We start from the raw sequence: 26,477 nt of genomic DNA, 5'->3' as shown, positions 1-26,477 counted from the left end.
GTCCGCGTCGAGCGGGTCGCTAGCGGGCTTTCACGGTCATCTCCCCTTGCCCATCGCCCACGGCCTGCAGGTTCGGCCGATACATCGACTCGACCTGCGGCGGCGGCACGCGGTAAGTGCCCGGTGTCACCGCTCGCGCCAGGTACAGCAGGTGGGTGGTGCCATAGCCGTCAAGCTTGAGCGCGGCAACATAACGGTCATCACGGTACTCCTGATGCACCACGCTGGCGTTCTGCATCGACTCGCGCCACGCCTTCACTGCAGTGCTGGCGTTGTCCAGGCTGGCCGCGCTTTGAGCCAGGTTCTGGTTTTCCAGCTCCAGGCCTGCCGGCAGCAGGTCCACCACCAGCGCGTCCGGCACGCGGTCCTCGGCTTTCAGCGCCAGGTGCACGAGCACAAGGTCGCCACTGCGCAGGTTGTGCACGTCCAGCGGCTGGCCATTCATGCCCAGGTACTCTCTACGAATCTGCAGGCCGTTGCCGCCAGCAGCAGGCGCCTGCCGTGGATAGCCCGACAAGGTCAGCTGCTGGTACAGCGTCTCGTTGCCTTCATTCTGCACGCTCAGTGGCGAGGCCAGTAACGGGCCTTCCAGCTTCATACCGGCGTCGGCATTGTTCAACTCGCGCACTTCACCCGCGCTGTCCAGGCGTGCCTGCCACTGGCCTTCCGGCTTGCCCAGCAGGCCACGGCCAGCGAGGAACAGTGCATTGCGCTCTTGGGTCGACAGCCAACGGTTGGCTGCCAGTTCATCCGACAAGGCGAACAGGCGCTGATCGACCTGGCTGCTGGCCAGGTTGCTTTCCTGTAGCAGCGCCAGGATCAGCGCCTGGTCACGCAGGGCGCTGCCGTAATCGGCCAGCCAGCCTTTGCCACGGCTGATGCCCAGGCCCGCCTGCAAGGCTTGCTCGGCACGCGGTTTGTCGCCCATTTTGTCCAGCGCCACCGCCAGTTGTACCAACGGCAGACCGGAGCGGGCATCGGCGCGACGTTCGAACAGGCCTCGCAGGGCACCCAACGGCGCCTGCTGGCTGCGCGACAGCACCAGCGCCGCATAGGCCTGCACGGCAAAGCGTGTGTGGTCGGCATTTTCGCTGTAGTCGACTTCGATCAGGTTGCGTTCCTGCAGGTAACGCAGCAGGCGCTCACTGGCCTTCTTCAGTGACTCGGCAGGCACGCCGTAACCTTGGTCACGGGCACGCAGCAGGAAGTCAGTAACATAGGCGGTGAGCCAGTACTCTTCTTCGCTGTCCGAACTCCACAGGCCAAAGCTGCCGTTGTAGCGCTGCATCCCCAGCAAGTGCTCGATGCCCATCTCGATCTTGCGCTTGCGCACATCCGCCGGCTCCCCCTTGATGCCCAGGCGCTTGAGGCTGTCGGCATCGGCGTACAGCGAGGGGTACAGGCCACTGGTGGTCTGTTCGAGGCAGCCGTAGGGGTAGGCTTGCAGCGCGCGAATCTGCTCGGCAAGGTTCAGCGGCGGCCGGCTCGACAAGGCCAGGCTGGCTTCCAGGCCAGCCGGTTCGAAGGCGGCCAGGTCTGCTTCGGGCAGGGTCCACGGCTGGTCCTTCAAGGCCACGCGGTAGTGCTTGAGCATTGCCGGGTAGGCCGGGCGCACGCCCAGCGTCCACTCACGCTCGAACGCTGTGATCGGCTCGTTCGGCAGTTGCAGGCCCGTCACCCGGACATGTACCTTGCCCTGCCCCAGACCACCCTGGGCCTGCACCGGAATCATCAGCGTCGAGCGCTGCCCTTCGGCCAGATTAACGCTCTGCACGGCGTCGGCCGCCAGGCTCAGTTGCCCTTCTGTGGTGATTTCGACGTTCAGTTGCTGGGCGCGGCCGGACAGGTTGGCCAGGTCCAGTGCCAGGCGGGTACGGTCACCACCGGCCAGGAAGCGCGGGGCCGAAAGCTCGGCAATCAACGGTGCGGCGACCACGGTCTTGCCTTCGGTCATGCCGAAGTGTTCTTCGGTCCAGGCCTGGGCCATCAACCGCAGTTCGCCGTTGAAGTCGGGGATATCGACCGTGGCCTGGCCCTCACCCTTGTCGTCCAGCGTCACCGGCAGGCTCTGTTGGGCAACGATGGTTACCGTAGTGTTGGGTCGCTTGCCCCCCTTGGCCATCGCTGCGTCACCACCGAATGCCAGGCTGGCCAGGCGGCCCTGCCCGGCCTCGATCAGTTGGCCGTAGATGTCCAGTTGATCGGCACCATAGGCCTTGCGCCCGAACAGGCTGGCGAACGGGTCGGGGGTTTTGAAATCGGTGATGTTGAGGATGCCCACGTCCACCGCCGACAACAGCACATGCACCTGCTTGGGCACGCTGCCATCGGCGTTGGCGGCCTTGATCTTCACCGTCAACGGCTGTTTCGGTCGCATTTTCTCCGGTGCCTGCAGGCTCAGCGCAAGCTTGCGCTCGGCGCGGTCCAGCGGCAGGTGCAGCACGCCCACGGCGCGCTTGGGCGTGGCATTGGCCTTGCGCTCACCCGGGCGGATAACCAACGCGCTGATGTACAGGTCGTGGCGGGCCCAGGCCTTGTCCAGTTGCACGTCAAAGGTCTTGCCCTCGGCGGGCACATCGATTTCCTGCCACCACAGCGGGCCATCGCTGGACTCGATCATCAGGTAGCCGCTGCCCGCAGCGGGCGGGGTGACGGTGACCTTGGCGGTAGCGCCATCGGCGTAGGAGGGTTTGTCCAGCGCCAGCTTGACCTGGTCCGGTCGCACCGCGCCGCCCTCTGCGTTGTCCTGGGCACGATAGCCGGCCCAGAAGCGCTCACTGGATACCAGACCGGTCTGCGGGTCTTCGACCTCGACGCGGTAAGGGCCCCATTCAACCTGGAAGCTGAGCTTGGCAGTGGAACCTGCCTTGACGCTGATCGTCTCTTCGTTCTGGGTCAGGAATTTCTCATTGTAGGCGTAACTCCAGCCGTCGCTTTGCGAGTAATTCCAGTAGTAATCGCGGCGTTCGCGAACAAGGCGCACCTTGAGCGCATCGGCCGCCAGTTTGTTACCGTCGCGGTCGGCCACCAGGAACTCGAATTCCACCGGCCCGTTGCTATCAGTTTCCTCACCTTCGAACAGGCCTCGCAGGCCCGGCAGGCGCTCAGCCGGCCAGATAGGCTGCTCCAGGCGCCGGGTGATCGGCCGGCCACCCGACTCCTGCAGGCTGGCCTGCACGGTAAGTTGCAGCGGAGAGCGGGCCTCGGCCCAACGGCTTTCGATATCGACCACCGCCTTGCCGGCCTGGTCAAGGGTGACTTCGTCCAGTTCCAGGTCCTGGTTCAGATCGGTTTCGGTGACCGAACCGAACTGGTAACCAGGCAACGCCGGTACCGCCTCGCGCAGCGGGCGTACATAGGCCTGACCGCTCAGGCGATTGCCGGCGGCCGGGGCGCCATAGAGGTAACGGCCATTGACCTGGATGCGCGCATCTTCATCCGGCGAAAGCGGTTGGCTGCTGCCCTTGAGCTCCAGCGCCAGGCGCTCGGGCAGGAAGTCTTCGACAAGGAATTCATAGACCTGCTTGCGCCCGCCACCCAGGTCGAGCAGCAGTTGCCAACGGCCCGTCGGGGCCTCGGTGGCCAGTTGCAACTGGTATTGGTACAAGCCATTGCTGTCGGCTTCCCAGACGAACTTGCGGCTCACCTGTTCATCCGGGCGACGCACTTCCACGCTCACTGGCTGGGCTTTGACCGGCTTGCCGTCCTGGTCGCGCAGCAGGCCGTTGAGCAGCACCGTCTCACCCGGGCGGTACAGGTCACGCGGGCCGAAAATGAAGAACTGCAGCGGGTTGGCCTGAGGCCCGGTGATGTCGAATTCGGCCAGATCCAGGGCTGCGGTGTTCAGGCGCAGCAGCGTGGTATGCACGCCCTGAGTGGCGATCAGGGTATCGGCCTTGGGCGTGATCGGCAGTTGGGCATGCCCCTTGCCATCGGTAGTGGCCTGGGCCAGCAGCTTGCCCTTTTCGTCATGGATTTCCAGGTTGACGCCGCTCAGCGCCTTGCCGCCTTCCAGGGCTTGAGCAAACACGTCGATGCGGTCGCGGTAGCGGTGGGCCGACACGCCGATGTCGCTAAGGGTGAACAGGGTTGCCGGCTGAGAATAATCGTAGGTACCCGAGGCGCGCATCACTGCCAGGTACACGCCTGGCGCCTGCAACGGCTTGATGCCGGCAATCGGCAGCAACACGGTCTCACGCGTGTTGCGTGCCGGGTTGAGATCGAAGCGGCCGCTGTAGACCAGCTCGGCCATGTCCAGGGTTTCCTTGGACTGGTAGTAGTACAGGCTGCTGTTGCGCCCCCAGTTGGCCAGGAAGGTCGAGAGCATGTCTGGCTTGACGCGGAAGAACTCGACATCCACCTTGTCGACGTTCAGGGCAATCACCGGCAGGCCTTCGGCCAGACGCGTAGGCAGCAGAGAGCCGCGGCTGGCAAAGCCGATGGTCGGCTGCATGTCGCGGGTTTCCAGGCGGGTGATCGACTCGCTGTCCAGCTGCTTGCCATTGACTGCCAACAGCCCCTTGTCGATGGTCAGCACCAGCTTGCGCTGCGGCTCCAGGTGGCGCAAGCGCAGCTCCATCTGGTTGTCGGAGAGTTCCCAGGCACCGTCGAGCTTGCCTTTGACGGTGTCTACCAGGTGCACTTTGTTGGCGAAGTCCTGCTTGGCATCCAGCGGTACGGAGAAGCTGACCGACAGCGTTGCCGCGCCATCGAGCTGCACTTCCGATACGTCCAGCACCGTGAGTTCGCGGCCCTCGTAGCGCTTGGCGAGCACGGTCGGGTCCTCACGCTTGGGGGCGGAGGCTTCGGCGGGCACGGGTGCCACAGACTTCTCGACCGGCGCCGGTTTACCCGGCGTGGAAGAGTCACAGGCACTGAGCAACGCCAGCGCGCAGGCCAGCAACAATCCTTTGTTGAACATGAGATAGGAACTCTTGGGCAGCGTGTACGTGAGGGCAGCAACTATAGCGCAACGTCAGGTGCAGCACCCGGCGTTGCGCGCCAGGTCAGACCATGGTCGCGCTAAATGGTTGCCTGGTCGGTACACTGTGGCCATTCGTTAAAAGGGGGCCGCGTTGCGCCCCTTCGCGGGCTTGCCCGCTTCCACAGGTTTGGCGCCGGCCGCAAGAGCAACACTTTCCTGTGGGAGCGAGCACGCTCGCGAAGGGGCGCAACGCGGCCCCAAGATCTCATGGAATGCACATGCCCCAACTCGCTGCCGACTGGCGCCACCGACCCACCCACCGCAAGGTCTGGGCGCTGGCCGCGCCGATGATCCTGTCCAACATCTCGGTACCGCTGGTGGCGCTGGTCGACAGCACGGTCATCGGCCATCTTCCGCACGCCCACCAGCTGGGTGCGGTGGCCGTGGGTGCCACCTTGTTCACCTTCATGGTCGGCCTGATGGGCTTCCTGCGCATGGGGTCCACCGGCTTCGCTGCTCAGGCCGCCGGCCGTGGCGACGGTGCAGCATTACGCCAGGTACTGGTGCAAGGGCTACTGCTGGCGGTCGGCTTCGCCCTGTTGATCGGCCTGCTGGCCCTGCCCTTCAGCCAGCTGGCACTTCATGCGATGCAACCCAGCGCAGCCCTGCAGCAGTCCACCGAAGACTTCTTCCATACCCGCCTGCTTGGCCTGCCTGCGGCGCTGGCCAGTTACGCGCTGGTCGGCTGGTTCCTCGGCACCCAGAACGCCAGGGCTCCACTGGCCATCCTGCTGACCACCAACCTGCTGAACATCGCCTTGAACCTGTGGTTCGTGCTGGGCCTGGACTGGGGCGTACTGGGCTCGGCGCGGGCGTCGGTGATTGCCGAATGGACTGCCGCCCTGCTCGGCCTGGCCTTGACCCGTCCGGCCCTGCGGGCCTACCCGGGGCAGATCGTGTGGGCAGCGCTCAAGCGCTGGCAGGCCTGGAGGCCACTGCTGGCGGTGAACCGCGACATCTTCCTGCGCAGCCTGGCGCTGCAACTGGTGTTCCTGCTGATTACCGTGCAAGGCGCACGCCTGGGCGAAGCGACCGTGGCGGCCAACGCCCTGTTGCTCAATGGCCTGCTGCTGACGGCCTATGCGCTGGATGGGCTGGCCCATGCGGTGGAGGCCTTGTGCGGCCATGCCATTGGTGCCCGTGACCGCGACACCTTGCGCCGCTCGCTGGTGGTCGCTTGTGGTTGGTCACTGATCACCAGCATGGGCTTTGCCGGGCTGTTCCTGCTGGGTGGGCACCTGTTCATCGACTTGCAGACCGACATCGACAGTGTGCGGGCGGCGGCTTATCCGTATTTGCCCTACCTGGCATTGCTGCCGTTGATCGCGGTGTGGAGTTACTTGCTGGATGGGTTGTTCATCGGCGCGACCCGGGCGCGGGAAATGCGTAATGCAATGCTGGTTTCGGTATTGATTGCGCTGCCGGTGGCAGTGGCCATGAGCGGGTTGGGCAACCATGGGTTGTGGATGGCGTTTCTTGGGTTCATGGGGTTGCGGGCGGTGACGTTGGGGTGGGTCGGGTGGCGGTTGCAGCAGAGGGACCTGTGGTTTGGCTGATTGGGGCCGCTTTGCGGCCCATCGCGACGCAAGGCCGCTCCCACAGGGGATAGCGGGTCGGCCTGCTTTCGCGATCGCTGTGGGAGCGGCCTTGTGTCGCGAAATGAGGGCGAAGCCCTCACATGCTCACAGCCATACACAGTCCCAATGGGGATACTCGCCAGCCCGCCGCACCAGGCCGGGCCGAATGGGGTTGGCGATGATGTAGCGGGCCACCGCTCGCACATCCTCCTCGCGACGCAAAGCCCGGTCATGAAAGCTGGTTTGCCAGATATGCCGTCTTTCAGCACCGGCCTTGTACAAGGCACAGCTGCTTCTGGATTTGAATTCGCACATTAGCCTACCCAGGCTCACTGGACCCAGCTCGATAAGCCAGTGAAGCTGATCCGGCATCAACACCCATGCCAGCGATCTACAAGCCTTGCGCTCATCGCTGAACCGCAACTGCTGGATCACGGTCCTGGCGAATCGGAAGTCTTTGAACAACGGCGTTCGGCTGCGGGTAGTTGTGGTCAACAGGTAGAGGCGCCCGGATTCGGACACCCGGCCATTACGTAAACGATGGGAGCCTGGACGTTCCATGTCTTTCTCCTTTGAATTGTGCATTCAAAGTTAGCGCCGCGAATGCGACGGGCGAGGACAGGACCATTACCGGGTATGACACGGTGAGGGCTTCGCCCTCATATCGCGACACGAGGCCGCGCCCACAAAAACAAGCAATCCGTGCAGTTTTTGCGGGGCGGCCCCGTCAATTACGACGACAGGTACGAAGACCGGGTCAAGCCCAGGCGCAAGGCATCCAGATACTGGGTCCGCTCGCGCGCAGTGATCTTGGCGCTGGCAACCTTGTCGCGATAATGCGTCATCAACTCCTCCGGCGACAGGTGCACGTAGCGCAGCATGTCTTCAATGGTGTCGTGGGTTTCGATACCGGCGTGGTACACGCTGCCGTCGGCATTCTGGTAGATGTTCACCGAGTCGGTGTCACCGAACAGGTTGTGCATGTCACCCAGGATTTCCTGATAGGCACCCACCAGGAACACGCCCAGCAGGTAATCCTCGCCCTCCTTCACCGCATGCACCGGCATGCTGGTTTCGATACTTTGCTCGTCAACGTACTGGTTGATCTTGCCGTCGGAGTCGCAAGTCAGGTCCTGCAATACCGCACGCCGCATCGGCTCTTCGTCCAGGCGGTGCAGCGGGATGATCGGCAGTACCTGGCCGATGGCCCAGGTGTCTGGCAGGCTCTGGAACACCGAGAAGTTGCAGATGTACTTGTCGGCCAGCTTGTCGTTCAGCTCGTCCAGCACCTGGCGGTGCGAGCGCTGGCGGGCTTTCAGCGAGTTGTGCAGGCGGCGGCACACGGCAAAATAGCACTGCTCGGCCAAGGCTTTCTCGCCCAGGCTGATCTTGCCGTCGGCGTACTGCGCGGCCACATCACCCATGTAGTGGGTGGCACGCCAGTAGGTCTCGGTGACCATCTCGATGTCGGTCGGGCCAAGCAGATCGGCCAGCCACTGCACGGTCTCGGGCAGGGCTTCCTTGTTCTCGATGGTGGGTACGTCGTCGTTGTGCTTCTCGACATCGGTGACCTGGATCACCAGCATGGCGTGGTGCGCAGTCAGCGAACGGCCACTCTCGGAGAAGATGTGCGGATGCGGCAGGCCCTGCGCGTCGCAGAACTCCTTGAGCATGCCCACCACCACGCCGGCGTAGTCGTCCATGTCATAGTTGATCGAGCTGGCATTGCGCGAATGGGTGCCGTCGTAGTCCACGCCCAGGCCACCGCCAACGTCAATGTGGTCGACCGGCAGGCCCAGCGCACGCAGTTCGCCGTAATAACGGATGGCCTCTTTGAAGCCGTGCTGGTAGTCGGCCAGGTTGGCGATCTGCGAACCCATGTGGAAGTGCAGCAGGCGGATGCCCTGGTCCAGACCGGCATCGCGGAAGCGCTGCACCACCGAGAGCAATTGGGCGGCGGACAAACCGAACTTGGACTTCTCGCCACCGGTGTCGGCCCACTTGCTCGAGGCCAGCGACGACAGGCGAACACGCAGGCCAACCTGCGGTTTCACCTTGAGCTCGGCGGCTTCTTCGATCACCAAGGCTACTTCCGACTCTTTCTCGATGACGATAAACACGTTGTGGCCGAGCTTCTGGCCCATCAGCGCCAGGCGAATGAACTCACGGTCCTTGTAGCCGTTGCAGACGATGGTGCCGCCCTTCGGCGCCAGCGCCAGCACTGCCAGCAACTCGGGTTTGGAGCCGGCTTCCAGGCCGATGGAAACGTTCTGCGTGGCGATGATGTTCTCCACCACCGCTTCCTGCTGGTTGACCTTGATCGGGTACAACGCGGTGTACTGGCTCTGGTATTCCAGGCGCGCGATGTTGGCGTCGAAGGCGCCGGTCAGTTGGCGCACACGGTCCTGCAGAATGTCAGGGAAGCGCACCAGCAAGGGCAGCGACAAGCCGCTCTGGCGCAGTTCGTCGACCTGCTTGAACAGGTCAATCGGAGCACTGTCAGGGCCGTTGGGGCGTACTTCGACGCGCCCGGCGTCATTGATGGCGAAATAGCCAGCGCCCCAATGGCGGATGCCATAAACACTGCGGCTATCAGCCACGGTCCATTGGCTACCATCGTCTTTGCGTGTGCGTCGTACGGACATTCAAGTCCCCTATAGATAAGTCGAAGACACTGCCCGCAGGCAGCGGGGCGAGTGTAAAAGCTGAAAATGACGATTCATCCGTGCTCAGGCATAGACTCTGACCACGGGAACGAGTTTAGAAAGCGCTGGGCAAAAAATCGCGCGGTGGCTTCAGCCGCCGGACTTTTTCGCCTTGAAACCCTGTTTGGTCAGCTCGCCGATCAACAGCTCGACATGGTCGCCCTGGATCTCGATAACCCCGTCCTTCAGCGCGCCGCCGGTACCGCAGCGGCGCTTGAGCGTGGTCGCCAGTTCTTTAAGCTGGTCAGGCGGTAGCGGCACGCCGGTGACGGTGGTCACGGTCTTGCCACCACGGCCTTTGCTTTCGCGGCGCACGCGGGCAATGCCGTCGCCTTCGGGGATGGTTTGCTGCTTGCAGGTGCAGGCATCCACCGGCTGGCCACAGTCGGGGCAGTGCCGACCGGCGTCGGTGGAGTACACGAGACCGCCAAGGGCGGAAAAGGAAGAAGCTTTCTTGGCCACTTTTGTTCCTCGGTGCTGAGGACAAAAACTGGTCGTGCCTTGGGGTTGAGGCCGACCGCGAAGCCCCACTCTGGCAGGGGCGGCGCTACTGCTGCAAGAATTGCGGCAGCCCGAAAAGGGCGCGCAGTGTAACGATAAATACGCCTGTTGTGTAGGAGCGGGTTTACCCGCGAACAAGGGCAAAGCCCTTGCCCTGCGAAACGGGTGTCTGGGCCGGTATTTCGCGGGCAAACCCGAGGCTACAAAGTGGCCTTGTAGCGCTGCAACGCCGCCAACGAGTCCGGGCAATAAGGCTTGCTCAGGCTTTCCTGCTCAGCCTGTTCCAGACCGATGAAGCGCGCCTCGATCACCTCTTCCGGCTGCAACCGCAACGGCGCATCCGACACCGCCGAATATACCGCACACCACAAGCGGTTATCCGGCTGGTCAAAGTAGAACCGCTCGTGGAAGCGCAACTCAGCGCCTTCGATGCCCAGCTCTTCGGCCAGCTCGCGCGCTGCCGATTCGGCATACGCCTCCCCAGCCGTGACCATGCCGCCCGCCGCCACATCCCAATACCCTGGGTACAGCGCCTTGCTCAGCGTACGCCGGTGTACACACAATTCACCGGCACTGTTGAACAGCAGAATGAACGTGCAGCGCCCGATCAGGCCACGCTCGCGCAGCTCGGCACGGGGCAAGGCGCCCAGTACCTGGTCGGTCTCGTCCACCCAGGTGACCAGCTCGCGGTCGGAAGCCGCCCGATGGGCGGCCTCGGCGGGGCTGATAGCCATCATCAACCCTGCGACAACAACTGACGCAGGTCGATTACCGCAGCGTTGGCCCGGGAAATGTAATTGGCCATGACCAACGAGTGGTTGGCCCACATGCCGAAGCCACTGCCGTTGAGCACCATCGGGCTCCACAGCGCCTCTTGCGAGGCCTCCAGCTCACGAATGATCTGGCGCACGCTGACGGTGGCATTCTTCTTCGCCAGCACGTCGGCGAAGTCAACCTCGATGGCACGCAGCAGGTGCGACAGCGCCCAGGCTTGGCCACGGGCTTCGTAGAACACGTTGTCAATCTGCAGCCATGGGGTTTCTACCAGTTCCTCGTCCACCTGCGGCGCCTGACCGGCAACGACCGACTCGGTCTTCAACGTGCTGTTGAGCTTGACCCGCCCAACGCTTGCCGACAGGCGCTGCGACAGCGAGCCCAGACGGGTGGCCACGTCACCCAGCCAGTTGTTCAGGTTGTCGGCGCGGGTATAGAAGATCGCGCCCTTGTCGCCAGCAGCCAGACGGGTCTGGTAACGGGTCAGCGACTTGATGCCCTCTTCGAACTCAGACTCGCTCGACGGCAGGATCCAGCTCTTGTTGTCGAAGTTGAAGCGTGGCTCGGCCTTGGCCAGGTCGGCGTCTTCGGTGGACTGCGACTGCGAACGGGCGAAGTCTTTGCGCAGAGCACGGGACAGGTCGCGGACCTGGACCAGCACGCCATATTCCCAACTTGGCATGTTGTCCATCCACAGCCCTGGCGGGAAGCGGTCGTTGGAAATGTAGCCGCCCGGCTTGTTCAGCAAAGTGTTGGCCACGGTCTTGAGGGTTTCGACGGTGGTATAGCCCACCACCATCTGCTGGCCAGCACGTTCGGCTGCGGCCTGGGCGTTTTGCTGCACCGGGAACAGAGCAGGCTCCTGGCTCCAGTACCAGCCCAAGCCGATACACACCAGCAGGTACAACCCGATCAGGGTCCCCAGGGCACGGCTCCAAAGGCCGCCAAGGTAGCTACGGGCGGCAGCGCCGCGCCCGTCGACACGCTCACGGGGCTCGGCTTTGGCCTCTCGGTTTTTCCAGTCCAGCATGGCTTTGTCCTTAATCAGTCACGACGGTTCAGGGGCTTTGACCACAGGCCTGCGCTAGGGTGCCACGGTAAGCCCGAATGCCAGCACTATAAAGCAGACACCACCGTACGCATAAGCGACCATTCAGTCAGCAACTGAATATTCGTTCTGCCCGCTTTGTTGACGCAGGGCACTCACGCACTTGAAAAGAGCTGCTAGCATAGAGCCATCATTGCCCCTGCACATCCCAACCTATAAGTAGCCAGGACATGAGCCAAGCAGTCGAGCCGAGCCCGCAGTGCCCCGTCCAACAGCTGACGCGTAACGGCCTGCGCAAGGACGATCCGCTCGACCAGTTGCATCTGCCCGTGCGCAAACCGGTGTACATCCTGCTGCAGGACCACGAGCGCGCCCAGCGCCTGGCCCAGCAACTGGAATTCTTTGGTCTGGTGGTGCAAGCGTTGCCGAGCGCCGCAGCGTTTCTCGCCTCGATCAGCGAGTACCCGCCGTCGGCCATCATCATGGATGTCGACTTCACCGGCGCCGGGCTGGGCTTGCTGCTGGCCGCTCAGGTGCAGCAGGGCCTGGCACGCTCCATTCCGTTGCTGTTCTTCAGCCATCACGAAGCCGACACCCCTACCCGCCTTGCCGCAGTACGCGCCGGCGGTCAGGATTTTCTCACCGGCAGCCTGGAAGCCTCCAGCTTGCTGGAAAAGGTCGAACTGCTGACCAACACCGCCCCGCACGACCCGTTGCGCGTGCTGATCATCGACGATTCGCGCACCCAGGCCATGTACACCGAGCGTGTACTGGCCGGCGCCGGCATGCTCACCCGCAGCCTGACCGACCCGATCCGCACCATGGCCGAGCTTGCCGACTTCCAGCCCGACCTGATCATCCTCGACCTGTACATGCCGGCCTGCACCGGCCCGGAGCTGGCCAAGGTAATCCGCCACAGTGACCGGTATGTGAGTGTGCCGATCATCTACCTGTCTGCCGAGGACGACCTGGACAAGCAACTGGATGCCATGAGCGAAGGCGGTGATGACTTTTTGACCAAGCCGTTTCGCTCACGCCACCTGATCACTACCGTGCGCAACCGCGCCGCCCGCGCCCGCCATTTGAAGGCGCGCATGGTTCGCGACAGCCTCACCGGGCTGTACAACCACACTCATATCCTGCAGTTGCTGGAAGACTGCAGCTTCCGCGCCCGCCGTGAGCAGCAGCCGTTGAGCTTTGCCATGCTCGACATCGACCACTTCAAGAAGATCAACGACCGCCATGGCCACCCCATGGGCGACCGAGTGATCAAGAGCCTTGCTCTATTCCTCAAGCAGCGCTTGCGCAAGACCGATTTCATTGGCCGCTACGGTGGCGAGGAATTCGCCATCGTCATGCCCAATACCGCGCTGGACGCCGCACACAAAGTGCTGGACGAAATTCGCCGGCGCTTTGCCGAAATTCTCTACCCGGCGCAGCCACGAGACTTGCAGTGCACCTTCAGCGCCGGCGTGGTGCAACTGGATGAGGGGCTGGATGCACTGACCATGGCCAGCGCAGCGGACGAGGCGCTGTACCGGGCCAAGCATGCGGGGCGCAATTGCGTCGTTCGTGTAGAGCCCTGAAATTCGCACTCACTGTGCCGGCTTCTTCACAGACTCGCCCGCTTCCCCAGGCATTTCACACACCTCAAATCTGGAGGTAAACCTGTGGGAGCGGGCAAGCCCGCGAAGAGGCCAGTGCAGGCCACACCAATAGAGGCACTGTGCCACTTTTTTTCTGACGCCAAGCCCCTGGCGTCATCACCCCGTCACAAAATCGCAATAACTTCAGGCGCCTACCTCTCCCCTGCGCAGGAAGTTCGCGGCTATGCGCCTGAAGTGGCTGACCAATTTCAACACGCTGTTGCTGGTGACCGTGTGTATCGCCTTGGGCGCCACCCTGTGGTGGTCACAGCGCGCCCTCGAACGCCCCTACCAGCTGATGGAGCGCTATCTGGGCCTGTCCCAGCAGTTCCAGAACCAGGCGGCGCGCAATATCCAGGCCTACCTGGGCAGCGGCGATGCCCTGCGCCAGGCCGCCGCCATGGAGGCGAACCACCAGTTGCAGGCCGCACTGGCGGACTGGCCCGTTGAGCTGGCCGAGAAGTTGCGCCCCAGCCTGGATAGCCTGCAGGCCTTCACCGCCAATGAACTGCTGGCCGCCGGCAAGCTGGCCGGCGACCCACAAGCCCTGCTGCTGCAAGCCGAGCGGGAGCTGGGGGCGAACTTCGAGCAGATGGCCAGCTACGCCCGCGACAGTGGCAACGCCGAGGCCAATCGCTACTTGCAGCCCTTGCTCGACGCCACCCTGCATCTGGGGCGGCTGTCATTGGCCCGCGACAAGCTGGTCAGCAGCGGCCGCCCAGAGCTGGCCGACGAGGTGGAGCGCGAACTGCAACTGATCCGCGCCCAGGCCCAGACGGTCGACGGCCTGCCACTGCTCGGCGTAACCCGCACGGCCGAATCCGGAGCCGACGACTTCGCTGCTATGATGGGCCTGGAATCCCAGAGCAGCGCCCAGCAGGAAGACATTGCCGTGGGCCTCAAGCGTGAATTGCAAAGCCTGCTCAACCGCTACCCGGCCGAACTGCAACGCACCCGCGAACAGATCGAGCGCCGCGCCGAGCTGGCCGCCACCACCGGCCAGCGCCTGGAAGCCGTACAACAGGCCATCGCCGCGCTGGAACCCGAAGTACGCGGCCAGCATGCGAAAATCGCTGCCGAGGTGCGCATCATCCAAGGCCTGATGATCGGCCTTATCCTGCTGATCGCCCTATTGATCGATACGCTGCAACGGCGCCTGGCCCGTACCCTGACCGGACTGGCCCCGGCCCTGTCACGCTGGGCCGAGGGCGATTTCGCCCAAGCCATCGCCCTGGGCAAGACCAACCGCGAACTGCACGACATCCAGGAGTCGCTCAACCGCCTGCGTCAGTACCTGGTGGAGCTGGTCGGCACCATCCGCCATAACGCCGAGCAGGTGGCCGGCAGCAGCCATGCCCTGGCCGGCATGAGCGCTGCGCTGCACGGCGGCGCCGAGCGACAGGCCGGCGATACCGGGCAGATCCGCGATGCCTTGGGCGAGCTGGAAGCAACCATTCAACAAGTGGCTGGTGATGCCAGCGCAGCCGCCGAGGCCAGCCGCGATGCCGGGCGTGCGGTGGAACAAGGCCAGGCGGTAATCGGCCAGAGCCTGTCGGGCTTGCGTGAACTGGTCGATGAAGTGCAAGGCAACGCCCGCATGATCGAGCAACTGGCGGAAGAATCGGCAACCATTGGCGGGGTGCTGACGGTGATCCGCTCGATTGCCGAGCAGACCAACCTGCTGGCACTGAACGCCGCGATCGAAGCGGCCCGCGCCGGCGAAATGGGCCGTGGCTTTGCCGTGGTTGCCGATGAGGTGCGCTCGCTGGCTCAGCGCACCACGGGGGCTACCGGCGAGATACAGGCATTGATCGACCGCTTGCAGCAGGCCGCCAGGAGTTCGGTGGCGGGGATGCGCGCGCAACTGGAACACGCCGAGGCCACGGCCAACCAAGCCCAGGCGGCGGATGGGGCACTGGATGAGATTGTCTGTGCCATTCGTACCATTTCCGATACAGCGGTGCGGATTGCCGATGTCACGGCGCAGCAGAGTGGCGCGGTAAGCGAGATTCGTGACCATAGCGAGCGGATTCACGAACTGGGTGAAGACAACCTGCAGCGCATTGGCGAGGGGCGTGAGCAAGGCGAACAGTTGCTGAGCCTGGGCGGTGAGCTGAACCGGGCGGTGCGAGCGTTCAGGGTCTGAGCCGGCGGGTGGTCGCCATGACAGGTGTAGCAGTTGGGTGGTGTTCGACGGGACATGTGCTGCGCCTGGGAGATCGAGCGCCGCCCGCGCGGCGCTTCGCGGGTAAACCCGCTCCTACGTTTGTTTCGGGCCAATTATTCCTGCGCATCCGTTATCATGCCGGGCACGTTCCACCTCGCGAGTCCGCCATGCGCCGCCTGTTTTTCATGCTGTTCCTGCTGCTGGCCAGCCCTGCCTTCGCCGCAGGCCTGCTCGACAACCGCCCCAGCGCCACCCTCGGCGCCGCTTCGCTGGCCAACAACGCCGACTTCCTGCCGGTACACGAGGCCTTCAAGCTCAACCTGGTCCAGGCCGATGCGCAAACCATCAAGCTGCGCTTCGTCGCCACCGATGGCTACTACCTCTACCGCCACCGCTTCCAGTTCCACACGGAACCGGCCGATATCACCCTGGGCACGCCGAACATCCCCAAGGGTGAGCCCAAGCACGATGAATTTTTCGGCGACGTCGAGGTGTACCACGGCGTGCTCGATATCGAGTTGCCGCGCAAAGACCCACGCGCCTTCACCCTGCTGGTGGGCTACCAGGGTTGCGCCGACAAGGGCTTGTGCTACCCACCGGAAACCGCACGCCTGAGTATCGATGGCGAAGGCGTTGCAAACGCACCGGCCACCCGCGAACACGGCTGGAACTGGAAGTCGCTACTGCTGTTCTTCCTCGCCGGGGTCGGCCTGACCTTCACCCCCTGTGTCCTGCCAATGCTACCGATCCTCTCCGGTGTGGTGCTGCGCGGCCAGGTTGGCGGCGTGCGCGGCCTGGCGCTGTCGCTGGCCTACGTGCTGCCAATGGCGGCCAGCTTCGCGGTACTCGGCGCACTGATGGGCCTGTTCGGTGCAAGCCTGAACCTGCAGGCGCGCCTGCAGTCGGCCTGGGTGCTGGTTCCCTTCGCGCTGTTCTTCGTGGTGTTCGCCCTGGCCATGTTCGGCCTCTTCGAGCTGAAGCTGCCCCAGGCCCTGAGTAACCGCCTGAACAACGTCGCCAACCACACCCGGGGCGGCTCGCTGCTGGGCGCAGCAGCGCTCGGTGTGCTCTCCAGCTTGCTGGTTTCTCCGTGTGTATCGGCGCCCTTGGCCGGTGCCTTGCTCTATATCAGTGCCAGTGGCGATGCCCTGGGTGGTGCGCTCAAGCTGTTCGCCCTGGGTTTGGGCATGGGGGCGCCGTTGCTGCTGGTGGCCACCGGGGGCGCGGCCTGGCTGCCCAAAAGCGGCCCGTGGATGAACACCGTGAAAAACGCCATCGGCGTACTGCTGCTGGGGCTGGCCATCGGCTTGCTCAGCCGTGTACTGCCAGGCCCTGTGACCTTGCTGTTGGTCGGTTTCCTCGCCGCGGGTGTGGCACTGTTCCTCGGCGCCCTTGAATTCGTCGTCAAGACGGCACCCCAGCGCCTGGCGCAACTGCTCGGTCTGGCCTTGCTGGTGTACGCGCTGGCTTGCTGGTACGGCGCCCTCACTGGCCAGGGCGACCCGCTGCGCCCGCTGCCGGTTGCGTCACTGACCGCCAGCGGCGGCCTGCCAGCAGCAAAAGCCGATGCCTGGCAGACCATCACTACCCCTGATGCGTTGGACGCAGCCCTGGCGCAGGCCAAGGCTGCCGGCCAGCCAGTGCTGCTGGACTGGTACGCCGACTGGTGCATCAGTTGCAAAGTGATCGAGCATGAGGTGCTCAATGCACCACAGGTGCAAACACAGCTGTCCGGCTTCAAATTGCTGCGTTTCGACCTAACCGAAAGTAATGCCCAGCAACGCAAACTGCTCGACCGCTACCAGCTGTTCGGCCCACCCGCCCTGCTGTTTTTTTCTGCGAACGGCAGCGAAATTACCGCTGATCGGGTGATTGGCGAGATAAATGCAGGTGAATTTGCGCACGTTCTGGCACGCGTGCGCGACAAAGTCGGTCTATAACTTCCCGCGAGCCCGGAAAAATCCTGAAATGAATGACCGGATTTAATCATCCGGTCACATACTTCGCGCGAACCTCGGACATCGTGCTGCCTATTGCCGGGAACTGGACACTTGCCGTCGCTTTACGGCACACTCGGCGCGCTGTGTCGAATTGCCCTACAAATCCAAGGAATCCGCAGATGGCAACGCTACTGGTGCTCCACGGCCCCAACCTCAACCTGCTCGGCACTCGCGAGCCGGGCCACTACGGCGCCGTGACCCTGGCTCAGATCAACCAGGACCTGGAGCAACGTGCCCGCGCCGCAGGCCACCATCTGCAGTACCTGCAGAGCAATGCCGAATACGAACTGATCGATCGCATTCACGCCGCACGCAACGAGGGTGTGGACTTCATCCTGATCAATCCGGCTGCTTTCACTCACACAAGCGTTGCATTACGTGACGCATTGCTTGCGGTGAGCATCCCATTCATCGAAGTGCACCTGTCCAACGTGCACAAACGCGAACCGTTCCGTCACCACTCCTACTTTTCCGATGTTGCCGTAGGGGTTATCTGCGGTCTGGGCGCCAGCGGTTATCGCCTGGCCCTGGAGTCCGCGCTGGAACAACTGGCTGCCAACGCACAGCCCAAATGATGAAAACCCTGGCCTAAGTGGGCCGGGGTTCGAGAGAAACGTTTCAGATACGTTTTTTTGTATTTCGCCCCCTGACCGAACCTTTGGGAGTTGATGATTAATGGATATCCGTAAAGTCAAGAAACTGATCGAGCTGCTGGAAGAGTCTGGCATCGACGAACTGGAGATCAAGGAAGGCGAAGAGTCGGTCCGTATCAGCCGTCACAGCAAGACTCCAGCTGCCCAGCAGTTCTACGCACCGGCGCCTATGGCTGCCGCCCCTGCCGCTGCTCCGGTCGCTGCTGCTGCCCCAGCCGCCGAAGCTGCTGCTGCTGCCCCAGCCCTGAAAGGCACCGTGATCCGTTCGCCAATGGTAGGTACCTTCTACCGCAAGCCTTCGCCGACCTCGCCTAACTTCGCTGAAGTTGGCCAGTCCGTGAAGAAAGGCGACACCCTGTGCATCGTCGAAGCCATGAAGATGATGAACCACATCGAAGCCGATATTGGCGGTGTCATCGACGCCATCCTGGTAGAAGACGGCCAGCCGGTTGAGTTCGACCAGCCGCTGTTCACCGTCGTTTGAATCGCGGAGAGCCAACGATGTCTGGGAAGCTCGAAAAAGTCCTGATCGCCAACCGCGGGGAAATTGCCCTGCGGATCCTGCGTGCCTGCAAAGAGCTGGGTATCAAGACCGTCGCCGTGCACTCCACTGCTGACCGTGAACTGATGCACCTGGGCCTGGCAGACGAGTCGGTCTGCATCGGCCCTGCATCGTCCAAGGATTCCTACCTGCATATCCCGGCAATCATCGCTGCCGCCGAAGTGACTGGCGCCACTGCGATTCACCCGGGTTACGGCTTCCTGGCGGAAAACGCCGACTTTGCCGAACAGGTGGAAAAATCCGGTTTCGCCTTCATCGGCCCGAAAGCCGATACCATTCGCCTGATGGGCGACAAGGTTTCGGCCAAGGACGCGATGATCAAGTCGGGCGTACCGACCGTACCGGGCTCCGATGGCCCACTGCCAGAAGACGAAGAAGTTGCCCTGGCGATTGCCCGTGACGTCGGCTACCCGGTGATCATCAAGGCCGCCGGTGGCGGTGGTGGTCGCGGCATGCGCGTGGTGCACAAGGAAGAGGACCTGATTTCCTCGGCCAAGCTCACCCGTACCGAAGCCGGTGCAGCCTTCGGCAACCCGATGGTTTACCTGGAGAAGTTCCTGACCAACCCACGCCACGTGGAAGTACAGGTACTGTCCGACGGCCAGGGCAACGCCATTCACCTGGGCGACCGTGACTGCTCGCTGCAGCGCCGTCACCAGAAGGTACTGGAAGAAGCACCAGCCCCGGGCATCGATGAGAAAGCCCGTCAGGAAGTGTTCAAGCGCTGCGTCGATGCGTGCATCGAGATCGGCTACCGTGGTGCCGGTACTTTCGAGTTCCTGTACGAAAACGGCCGCTTCTACTTCATCGAGATGAACACCCGCGTGCAGGTTGAACACCCGGTATCGGAGATGGTCACTGGCATCGACATCGTCAAGGAGATGCTGAGCATCGCCGCTGGCAACAAGCTGTCGTTCCGCCAGGAAGACGTGGTGATCCGTGGCCACTCGCTGGAGTGCCGGATCAACGCCGAAGACCCGAAGAAGTTCATCCCGAGCCCAGGCAAGGTGAAGCACTTCCACGCCCCGGGTGGCAACGGCGTACGCGTCGATTCGCACCTGTACAGCGGTTATTCGGTTCCGCCGAACTACGACTCGCTGATCGGCAAGCTGATCACCTACGGCAAGGACCGCGACGAAGCCATGGCGCGCATGCGCAATGCCCTGGACGAGATCGTCGTCGACGGCATCAAGACCAACATCCCGCTGCACCGCGACCTGGTGCGTGATGAAGGCTTCTGCAAAGGCGGCGTCAACATTCACTACCTCGAGCACAAACTGGCCAACCAGGAGTGATCGTGTAGTGTGATGTACCAGAACCCCGGCCCTGTGCCGGGGTTTTTTATTGCCTGCCAGAATCTGGGGCCGCGTCGCGGCCCTATCGCGACACAAGGCCGCTCCCACAGATTCCGCGCATGCCTCAGGACTGACGCCGTCTTTGTGGGAGCGGCCTTGCGTCGCGAAAGGGGCGCAGCGCGGCCCCAGGGCTCTACCCCTTCATCCGCGGCATGTCGATACGATGCTCATGCACTCGCCGATAAAGCGTCGCCCGCGAAATACCCAAAGCGCGCGCCGCATCAGCCGGTTTCCAGCGATGGCGGATCAGCGCGTCCAGCAGCAGCTGCCGGGCCGGGCACGACACCCCGCTTTCAGCCGAGCCAACCGCTTCACCACGCACCTCCTGCGGCAGATCCTGCAGCCGCACCTGCCCGCCCTCACTCACCGCACAGGCATACCGCAACACCTGTCGCAGCTGGCGCAAATTGCCCGGCCAGCGATAAACCAGCAGCGCCTGCAGCGCGTCATCCGCCAACACCACCTCCACCCCGCAAGCTGCAGCCTCTTCGGCCAGCAACTGATGAATCAGCCCCAACCGGTCATCACGCTCACGCAAAGGTGGTAGCTCGAAGCGGGCATTGGCCAGGCGGAAGTACAAGTCCTCACGAAATCGCCCGTCCTCAACCATCGCCGCCAGATCGCGATGGGTCGCACAGATCACCTGAATATCCACCCGCTCCCGCCGTGCCGCACCCAGCGGCGCCACCTCCCCCTCCGCCAGCACCCGCAGCAGGCGGGTCTGCAGGTTCAGCGGCATGTCCCCGATCTCGTCGAGGAACAGCGTGCCGCCATCGGCCTGCTGCAACAGCCCTTGCATGCCTTTGCTGGAAGCCCCGGTGAAGGCCCCGGCCACATAGCCGAACAACTCGCTCTCGATCAGGGTTTCCGGAATGGCCGCGCAGTTCAGGGTAACGAACGGGCCATCACAGCGCTGGCTTTGCTGGTGCAGTTGGCGGGCGAATACCTCCTTGCCGGCCCCGGTCTCACCCAGCACCAGCACCGCCAGGTTGCAATCCTTGACCCGAGTGGCCAGCCGCAGGTGCTGCTCGATACGGGTGTCCTGGGCCTGGCGTACAGGCTGCGCACGCTGGCGTTGCTGCGGTGCGCTGACCCGGCCATACAAACCGCCCAGACCGGGCAGGCGCTGGGCGGACGACGCGCTCACCCGGCGCAGCTGGTCGATGTCGAACAGTTCGCCAATATGCTCGGGCAAGCGCCCCAGGCGTTCCACCAGCCGTTGCCGCGCCAGGCTGTTGATTGCCTGCAAGCGGCCATCGGCATCCCAGGCCAGCAGGTAGTCGGGTTGGCTCTCCACATAGCCCGGCGTGCCGTGGGCGCGCATCACCCAGTGGCCCTGGGCGCTGTGCATGAAGAAGGCGTTTTCGATCTCGCGGGCCGTCTGCTCGACCAGTTGGCGGATCAGGTGCTGGCTGCGCCGATCGTCCGGCGACTGCAAGGCCGACACATCAACCACGCCCAGCAACTCACCCAACGGGTCGAACACCGGCGCCGCTGTGCAGGTCAGGCCAATGAAGGCGGCGCGGAAGTGATCGCGCTTGTGCACCGTGACCGGGGCCTTGCTGGTCAGTACCGCCGCCACGCCGCATGTGCCCTCCTCGCCCTCCGACCAGCAGGTCCCCAGATACAGCCCAGCCTTGCGACAGTCGTTGCGGATGGCCGACTCGACCCGGTAATCGATGGTGCGCCCTTGGGCATCGGTCAGCAACACACAGTAGTCAGCGCCGCGTACCCGCTCGTGCAAACGGGCCACGGCATCGCTGGCGATACGCAGGAACAGCTCGGCGCGTTCGCGGCATTCATTGAGCAGGCTTTGGGAAAGGATACGCGGCCCCTGCTGGGAACCGGGGTCGAGACGGTACACATCCATGGAGCGGCGCCATGAATCGAGGATCAGCGGTGGTACCGGCGCCTGCGGCAGGCGGTCGGCATTCTTCACCACCCTGCTGACGCAGTCCACATGGGCTCGGGAGTTCGCGGCAAGCATTCAGGCCCTCCGGTTCTCATTACTGTTTTTATCGTTGTCCGGCCATTAAGCGCCTCTGGGCATGCCCCGACAAGCACTGTGTGATTACCGGCCGGCTTGAGACGCAGCGTCTCAGCGTCTCGGCAACGCAGGCCCGGCACTGGCACCCGGCGTCTCGCCGCCACACCCGTGAAGCCCTGACCGATCACGACCAGAGCCCTCTAGCCCGGCCACTTCAGCCATCGCGAAGAAAGCTGGCACCCCGCTTGCTCCTGCCCTTGCAAACAAAAACACGAGGTGCGCCATGCCGCTACCCGCCCCGATTGTCGGGATCATTGCCAACCCTGCCTCTGGCCGCGACCTGCGCCGCCTGACCGCCAATGCCGGGCTCTATTCGAGCACCGACAAGGCCTCGGCCATCCAGCGCCTGCTGGCCGCTTTCGGTGCCACCGGCATTGGCCAGGTGTTGCTGCCCAGCGACATGACCGGCATCGCTGCCGCGGTGCTCAAGGCCAGCCAAGGCCCGGGGGCCCGTGACCAGCATTGGCCGGCCATCGAGATACTCGACCTGCCACTGACCCAGACCGTGGCCGATACCCGCCTGGCTACTCGGCGCATGGTCGAGCGCGGCGTGGCGATGATCGCCGTACTGGGCGGGGATGGCACCCACAAGGCGGTCGCCGCCGAGGCCGCTGACGTGCCGCTGCTGACCCTGTCCACCGGCACCAACAACGCCTTCCCCGAACTTCGTGAAGCCACCAGCGCGGGCCTGGCCGGTGGCCTGCTTGCCAGCGGCCGGGTACCGGCAAGCATCGGCTTGCGCCGCAATAAACGCTTACTGGTGAACGTGCCAGAACAACAGCTGGCCGAATGGGCCTTGGTCGAGGTGGCCGTGTCGCCGCAGCGCTTCATCGGTGCCCGTGCGCTCAGCCGCAGCGAGGATCTCTGCGAAGTCTTCGCCTGCTTCGCCGAACCCCACGCCATCGGCCTGTCGGCCCTGTGCGGCCTGTGGTGCCCCGTGTCACGCCAAGACCCGCACGGCGCCTGGGTTCGCCTGGCCCCCGGCGCCGAACAGGCGTTGTTGGCGCCGTTGGCGCCCGGCCTGCTGCAAGCCTGCGGCATCTCTGCCTGCGGTGCGCTGACGCCCGGCGTCGCCCATCGCCTGAGCCTGGCCAGCGGCACCCTGGCCCTGGACGGCGAACGCGAAATCGAATTTGCCGAGCATGACACGCCCACCATCACCCTCGACCACCAAGGCCCACTCAGCGTGGACGTCGAGGCCGTACTGGCGCATGCCGCCCGCCACCACTTGCTGGCCGTCCCGCGCGGCCACCGCCTGCACCCTGCAAACCCGTGTTGAGACAACCCCGGAGAACAACAAGATGTCCAATCAACTCAGTACTGAACAACTGCTGCATGCCTATGAAGTCATGCGGACCATCCGCGCCTTCGAAGAACGCCTGCATGTGGAGTTCGCCACCGGCGAAATTCCCGGCTTCGTCCACCTGTATGCCGGCGAAGAAGCCTCTGCCGCCGGGGTCATGGCCCACCTGCGCGACAGCGACTGCATCGCCTCGACCCACCGCGGCCATGGCCACTGCATCGCCAAAGGTGTGGACGTGTACGGCATGATGGCCGAGATCTACGGCAAGAAGACCGGCGTGTGCGGCGGCAAGGGCGGCTCGATGCACATTGCCGACCTGGAAAAGGGCATGCTCGGTGCCAACGGTATCGTCGGCGCCGGCGCACCACTGGTGGCCGGGGCGGCGCTGGCGGCCAAGCTCAAGGGCCGCGATGACGTGTCGATAGCCTTCTTCGGCGATGGGGCATCCAACGAGGGCGCCGTGTTCGAAGCCATGAACATGGCGTCGATCATGAACCTGCCCTGCATCTTCGTGGCCGAGAACAACGGCTACGCCGAGGCCACCGCCTCCAACTGGTCCGTCGCCTGCGACCATATTGCCGACCGCGCTGCCGGCTTCGGCATGCCAGGCGTCACCATCGACGGCTTCGACTTCTTTGCCGTATACGAGGCCGCCGGCGCCGCCATCGAGCGCGCCCGTTCCGGGCAAGGGCCGTCGTTGATCGAGGTCAAGCTCAGCCGTTACTACGGCCATTTCGAAGGCGATGCGCAAACCTACCGCGCCCCTGATGAAGTGAAGAACCTGCGTGAATCCCGTGACTGCCTCATGCAGTTTCGCAACAAGACCACCCGCGCCGGCCTGCTCACGGCCGAGCAACTGGACGCCATCGACGCCCGCGTCGAGGACCTGATCGAAGACGCCGTTCGCCGCGCCAAGTCCGATCCCAAGCCACAGCCCGCCGACCTGCTCACCGACGTCTACGTCGCCTACCCCTGAGCCGCGGAATACAAGAAAAACAGGAGAACCACCATGGCAAGAAAGATCAGCTACCAGCAGGCCATCAACGAAGCTCTGGCCCAGGAAATGCGTCGCGACAACACAGTGTTCATCATTGGCGAAGACGTCGCCGGCGGTGCCGGTGCGCCCGGCGAGGATGACGCCTGGGGTGGCGTGTTGGGCGTGACCAAAGGCCTGTACCACCAATTCCCCGGGCGCGTGCTTGACGCGCCACTGTCGGAAATCGGCTACGTCGGCGCCGCCGTCGGTGCTGCCACCCAGGGCCTGCGCCCGGTGTGCGAACTGATGTTCGTCGACTTCGCCGGCTGCTGCCTGGACCAGATCCTCAACCAGGCCGCCAAGTTCCGCTACATGTTCGGCGGCAAGGCAGTGACCCCGCTGGTGATGCGCACCATGTATGGCGCCGGCCTGCGCGCGGCCGCCCAGCACTCGCAGATGCTCACCTCGCTATGGACGCACATCCCCGGCCTGAAAGTGGTGTGCCCATCCTCGCCTTACGATGCCAAGGGCTTGTTGATCCAGGCAATCCGCGACAACGACCCGGTGATCTTCTGCGAACACAAGCTGCTGTACAGCATGCAGGGCGAGGTGCCGGAAGAGGTGTACACCGTACCGTTCGGCGAAGCCAACTTCGTGCGCGATGGCGACGACGTGACCTTGGTTACCTACGGGCGCATGGTGCATGTGGCGCTGGAGGCCGCCAACAACCTGGCCCGTCAGGGCATCGACTGCGAAGTGCTGGACCTGCGTACTACCAGCCCGCTGGACGAAGACAGCATTCTGGAAAGTGTGGAGAAGACCGGCCGCCTGGTGGTGATCGATGAAGCCAACCCGCGCTGCTCGATGGCCACCGACATCAGCGCGCTGGTGGCGCAGAAAGCTTTCGGCGCACTCAAGGGCCCGATCGAAATGGTCACCGCGCCGCATACCCCGGTGCCGTTCTCCGACGCCCTGGAAGACCTGTACATCCCTGACGCGGCGAAGATTGAAGCCGCCGTGCGCAAGGTGATCGAAGCCGCAAGGAGTGCCGCATGAGCCAGATCCATACCCTGACCATGCCCAAGTGGGGCCTGTCGATGACCGAGGGCCGGGTGGACACCTGGCTCAAGCAGGAAGGTGACGAAATCAGCAAGGGCGACGAGGTGCTGGACGTCGAGACCGACAAGATCAGCAGCAGCGTCGAAGCGCCGTTCAACGGCGTGCTGCGCCGCCAGGTGGCCAAACCGGATGAAACCCTGCCCGTCGGCGCACTGCTGGCGGTGGTCGTCGAAGGCGAAGCAGAAGAGGCCGAAATCGATGCGGTGGTACAGCGCTTCCAGGCCGAGTTCGTCGCCGAAGGTGCGGCCGACCAGAGCCAGGGGCCGGCCCCGCAGAAGGCGGAAGTAGGTGGGCGCCTGCTGCGCTGGTTCGAGCTGGGTGAAGGCGGCACACCGCTGGTGCTGGTGCACGGTTTTGGCGGTGACCTCAACAACTGGCTGTTCAACCACCCGGCGCTGGCGGCCGAGCGGCGGGTCATCGCCCTCGACCTGCCGGGCCACGGCGAGTCGGCCAAGGCCCTGCAGCGGGGCGACCTGGATGAGCTCAGCGAAACCGTGCTCGCCCTGCTCGACCACCTGGACATTGCCAAGGCTCACCTGGCCGGCCATTCCATGGGTGGTGCCGTCAGCCTCAATGTGGCGCGCCTGGCCCCGCAGCGGGTGGCCAGCCTGAGCCTGGTGGCCAGCGCCGGGCTGGGCGAAGCGATCAACGGGCAGTACTTGCAAGGTTTCGTCACCGCGGCCAACCGCAATGCACTCAAACCGCAGATGGTGCAGTTGTTTGCCGACCAGGCGCTGGTCACCCGGCAAATGCTGGAGGACATGCTCAAGTTCAAGCGCCTGGAAGGTGTGGACCAAGCCCTGCAGCAGTTGGCAGGGGCGCTCGCCGACGGCGACCGGCAGCGCCACGACTTGCGCGGGGTACTGGGCAATCACCCGGCACTGGTGGTGTGGGGTGGCAAGGATGCGATCATCCCGGCCAGCCATGCCGAGGGCCTGGAAGCCGAAATACGGGTGCTGCCAGAGGCCGGCCACATGGTGCAGATGGAGGCGGCCGAACAGGTCAACCAGCAACTGCTCGCATTCCTGCGCAAGCACTAAGCCCTTTTCGTGAGCCTGGA

General features: G+C 63.9%; 18 protein-coding genes. 11 read left to right on the top strand and 7 right to left on the bottom strand.

Annotated elements, in window-relative coordinates; translation table 11 throughout:
* Window positions 1-19 precede the first annotated feature (19 nt).
* On the bottom strand, window positions 20-4,921 hold the full coding sequence (locus ACYCCG_RS11360) for an alpha-2-macroglobulin family protein (RefSeq protein WP_459670432.1): 4,902 nt from the start codon (window positions 4,919-4,921) through the stop codon (window positions 20-22).
* 281 nt (window positions 4,922-5,202) lie between these two features.
* On the opposite strand from ACYCCG_RS11360, the gene ACYCCG_RS11355 reads away from it, so the two are divergent.
* Entirely contained in the window at window positions 5,203-6,540 is a 1,338-nt protein-coding gene (locus ACYCCG_RS11355) for an MATE family efflux transporter (protein WP_339443299.1), read from the top strand.
* 126 nt (window positions 6,541-6,666) lie between these two features.
* On the opposite strand, the gene ACYCCG_RS11350 is transcribed toward ACYCCG_RS11355, so the two are convergent.
* From ACYCCG_RS11350 to ACYCCG_RS11330, 5 genes are all read right to left on the bottom strand, one after another.
* Entirely contained in the window at window positions 6,667-7,122 is a 456-nt protein-coding gene (locus ACYCCG_RS11350; RefSeq protein WP_459670429.1) for an REP-associated tyrosine transposase, read from the bottom strand.
* Between the two features lie 170 nt (window positions 7,123-7,292).
* Entirely contained in the window at window positions 7,293-9,206 is a 1,914-nt protein-coding gene (gene speA / locus ACYCCG_RS11345; RefSeq protein WP_176684389.1) for an arginine decarboxylase, read from the bottom strand.
* 150 nt (window positions 9,207-9,356) lie between these two features.
* Entirely contained in the window at window positions 9,357-9,728 is a 372-nt protein-coding gene (locus ACYCCG_RS11340; protein ID WP_209968183.1) for a translation initiation factor Sui1, read from the bottom strand.
* Window positions 9,729-9,967: 239 nt separating this feature from the next.
* Window positions 9,968-10,501 (bottom strand): NUDIX hydrolase, encoded by a 534-nt coding sequence (locus ACYCCG_RS11335; protein WP_176684387.1) that lies wholly within the window; start codon window positions 10,499-10,501, stop codon window positions 9,968-9,970.
* A gap of 2 nt (window positions 10,502-10,503) precedes the next feature.
* A complete protein-coding gene (locus ACYCCG_RS11330; protein WP_176684386.1) occupies window positions 10,504-11,571 on the bottom strand; it encodes a DUF2333 family protein in 1,068 nt (355 codons plus the stop codon).
* A 248-nt stretch (window positions 11,572-11,819) separates the two neighbouring features.
* Between ACYCCG_RS11330 and ACYCCG_RS11325 the strand changes: the two genes are divergently transcribed.
* The 6 genes from ACYCCG_RS11325 to accC all read left to right on the top strand — a co-directional run bounded on the left by ACYCCG_RS11325 (window position 11,820) and on the right by accC (window position 19,912).
* A complete protein-coding gene (locus ACYCCG_RS11325) occupies window positions 11,820-13,175 on the top strand; it encodes a diguanylate cyclase (RefSeq protein WP_176684385.1) in 1,356 nt (451 codons plus the stop codon).
* Window positions 13,176-13,419: 244 nt separating this feature from the next.
* Window positions 13,420-15,381 carry a methyl-accepting chemotaxis protein gene (locus tag ACYCCG_RS11320; protein ID WP_459670426.1) on the top strand — a complete coding sequence of 654 codons (1,962 nt, stop codon included), beginning with the start codon at window positions 13,420-13,422 and terminating at the stop codon, window positions 15,379-15,381.
* A gap of 188 nt (window positions 15,382-15,569) precedes the next feature.
* Window positions 15,570-17,342, top strand: coding sequence for a protein-disulfide reductase DsbD (locus ACYCCG_RS11315; RefSeq protein ID WP_459670424.1), 1,773 nt, complete (start codon window positions 15,570-15,572; stop codon window positions 17,340-17,342).
* 179 nt (window positions 17,343-17,521) lie between these two features.
* The gene (aroQ, locus tag ACYCCG_RS11310) at window positions 17,522-17,977 is read left to right on the top strand and encodes a type II 3-dehydroquinate dehydratase (RefSeq protein WP_003255330.1); all 456 of its coding nucleotides are present in this window, start codon (window positions 17,522-17,524) and stop codon (window positions 17,975-17,977) included.
* Between the two features lie 100 nt (window positions 17,978-18,077).
* Complete coding sequence (gene accB, locus ACYCCG_RS11305; RefSeq protein ID WP_176684382.1) at window positions 18,078-18,539, top strand: acetyl-CoA carboxylase biotin carboxyl carrier protein; 462 nt, start codon at window positions 18,078-18,080, stop codon at window positions 18,537-18,539.
* A 17-nt stretch (window positions 18,540-18,556) separates the two neighbouring features.
* Window positions 18,557-19,912, top strand: a complete 1,356-nt coding sequence (gene accC, locus ACYCCG_RS11300; RefSeq protein WP_003255333.1) for an acetyl-CoA carboxylase biotin carboxylase subunit — start codon at window positions 18,557-18,559, stop codon at window positions 19,910-19,912.
* 193 nt (window positions 19,913-20,105) lie between these two features.
* On the opposite strand, the gene ACYCCG_RS11295 is transcribed toward accC, so the two are convergent.
* Window positions 20,106-21,959: a sigma-54-dependent Fis family transcriptional regulator gene (locus ACYCCG_RS11295; protein WP_459670421.1), complete on the bottom strand. Its 1,854-nt coding sequence runs from the start codon at window positions 21,957-21,959 to the stop codon at window positions 20,106-20,108.
* Window positions 21,960-22,242: 283 nt separating this feature from the next.
* On the opposite strand from ACYCCG_RS11295, the gene ACYCCG_RS11290 reads away from it, so the two are divergent.
* The 4 genes from ACYCCG_RS11290 to ACYCCG_RS11275 are packed head-to-tail and all read left to right on the top strand — an operon-like array spanning window position 22,243 to window position 26,457.
* Window positions 22,243-23,298 carry an ATP-NAD kinase family protein gene (locus ACYCCG_RS11290; protein ID WP_176684380.1) on the top strand — a complete coding sequence of 352 codons (1,056 nt, stop codon included), beginning with the start codon at window positions 22,243-22,245 and terminating at the stop codon, window positions 23,296-23,298.
* 22 nt (window positions 23,299-23,320) lie between these two features.
* Entirely contained in the window at window positions 23,321-24,298 is a 978-nt protein-coding gene (locus tag ACYCCG_RS11285; protein ID WP_459670418.1) for a thiamine pyrophosphate-dependent dehydrogenase E1 component subunit alpha, read from the top strand.
* A gap of 33 nt (window positions 24,299-24,331) precedes the next feature.
* Window positions 24,332-25,354, top strand: a complete 1,023-nt coding sequence (locus tag ACYCCG_RS11280) for an alpha-ketoacid dehydrogenase subunit beta (RefSeq protein ID WP_274148801.1) — start codon at window positions 24,332-24,334, stop codon at window positions 25,352-25,354.
* A complete protein-coding gene (locus tag ACYCCG_RS11275) occupies window positions 25,351-26,457 on the top strand; it encodes an acetoin dehydrogenase dihydrolipoyllysine-residue acetyltransferase subunit (RefSeq protein WP_459670415.1) in 1,107 nt (368 codons plus the stop codon). The genes ACYCCG_RS11280 and ACYCCG_RS11275 overlap by 4 nt, the downstream gene beginning before the upstream one ends.
* The last annotated feature ends 20 nt before the right edge of the window (window positions 26,458-26,477 follow it).

This window comes from Pseudomonas sp. VEM90 (assembly GCF_054611535.1).
Note: the sequence above shows the minus strand (reverse complement) of the source record. Positions and strands in the feature narration are given on the sequence as shown.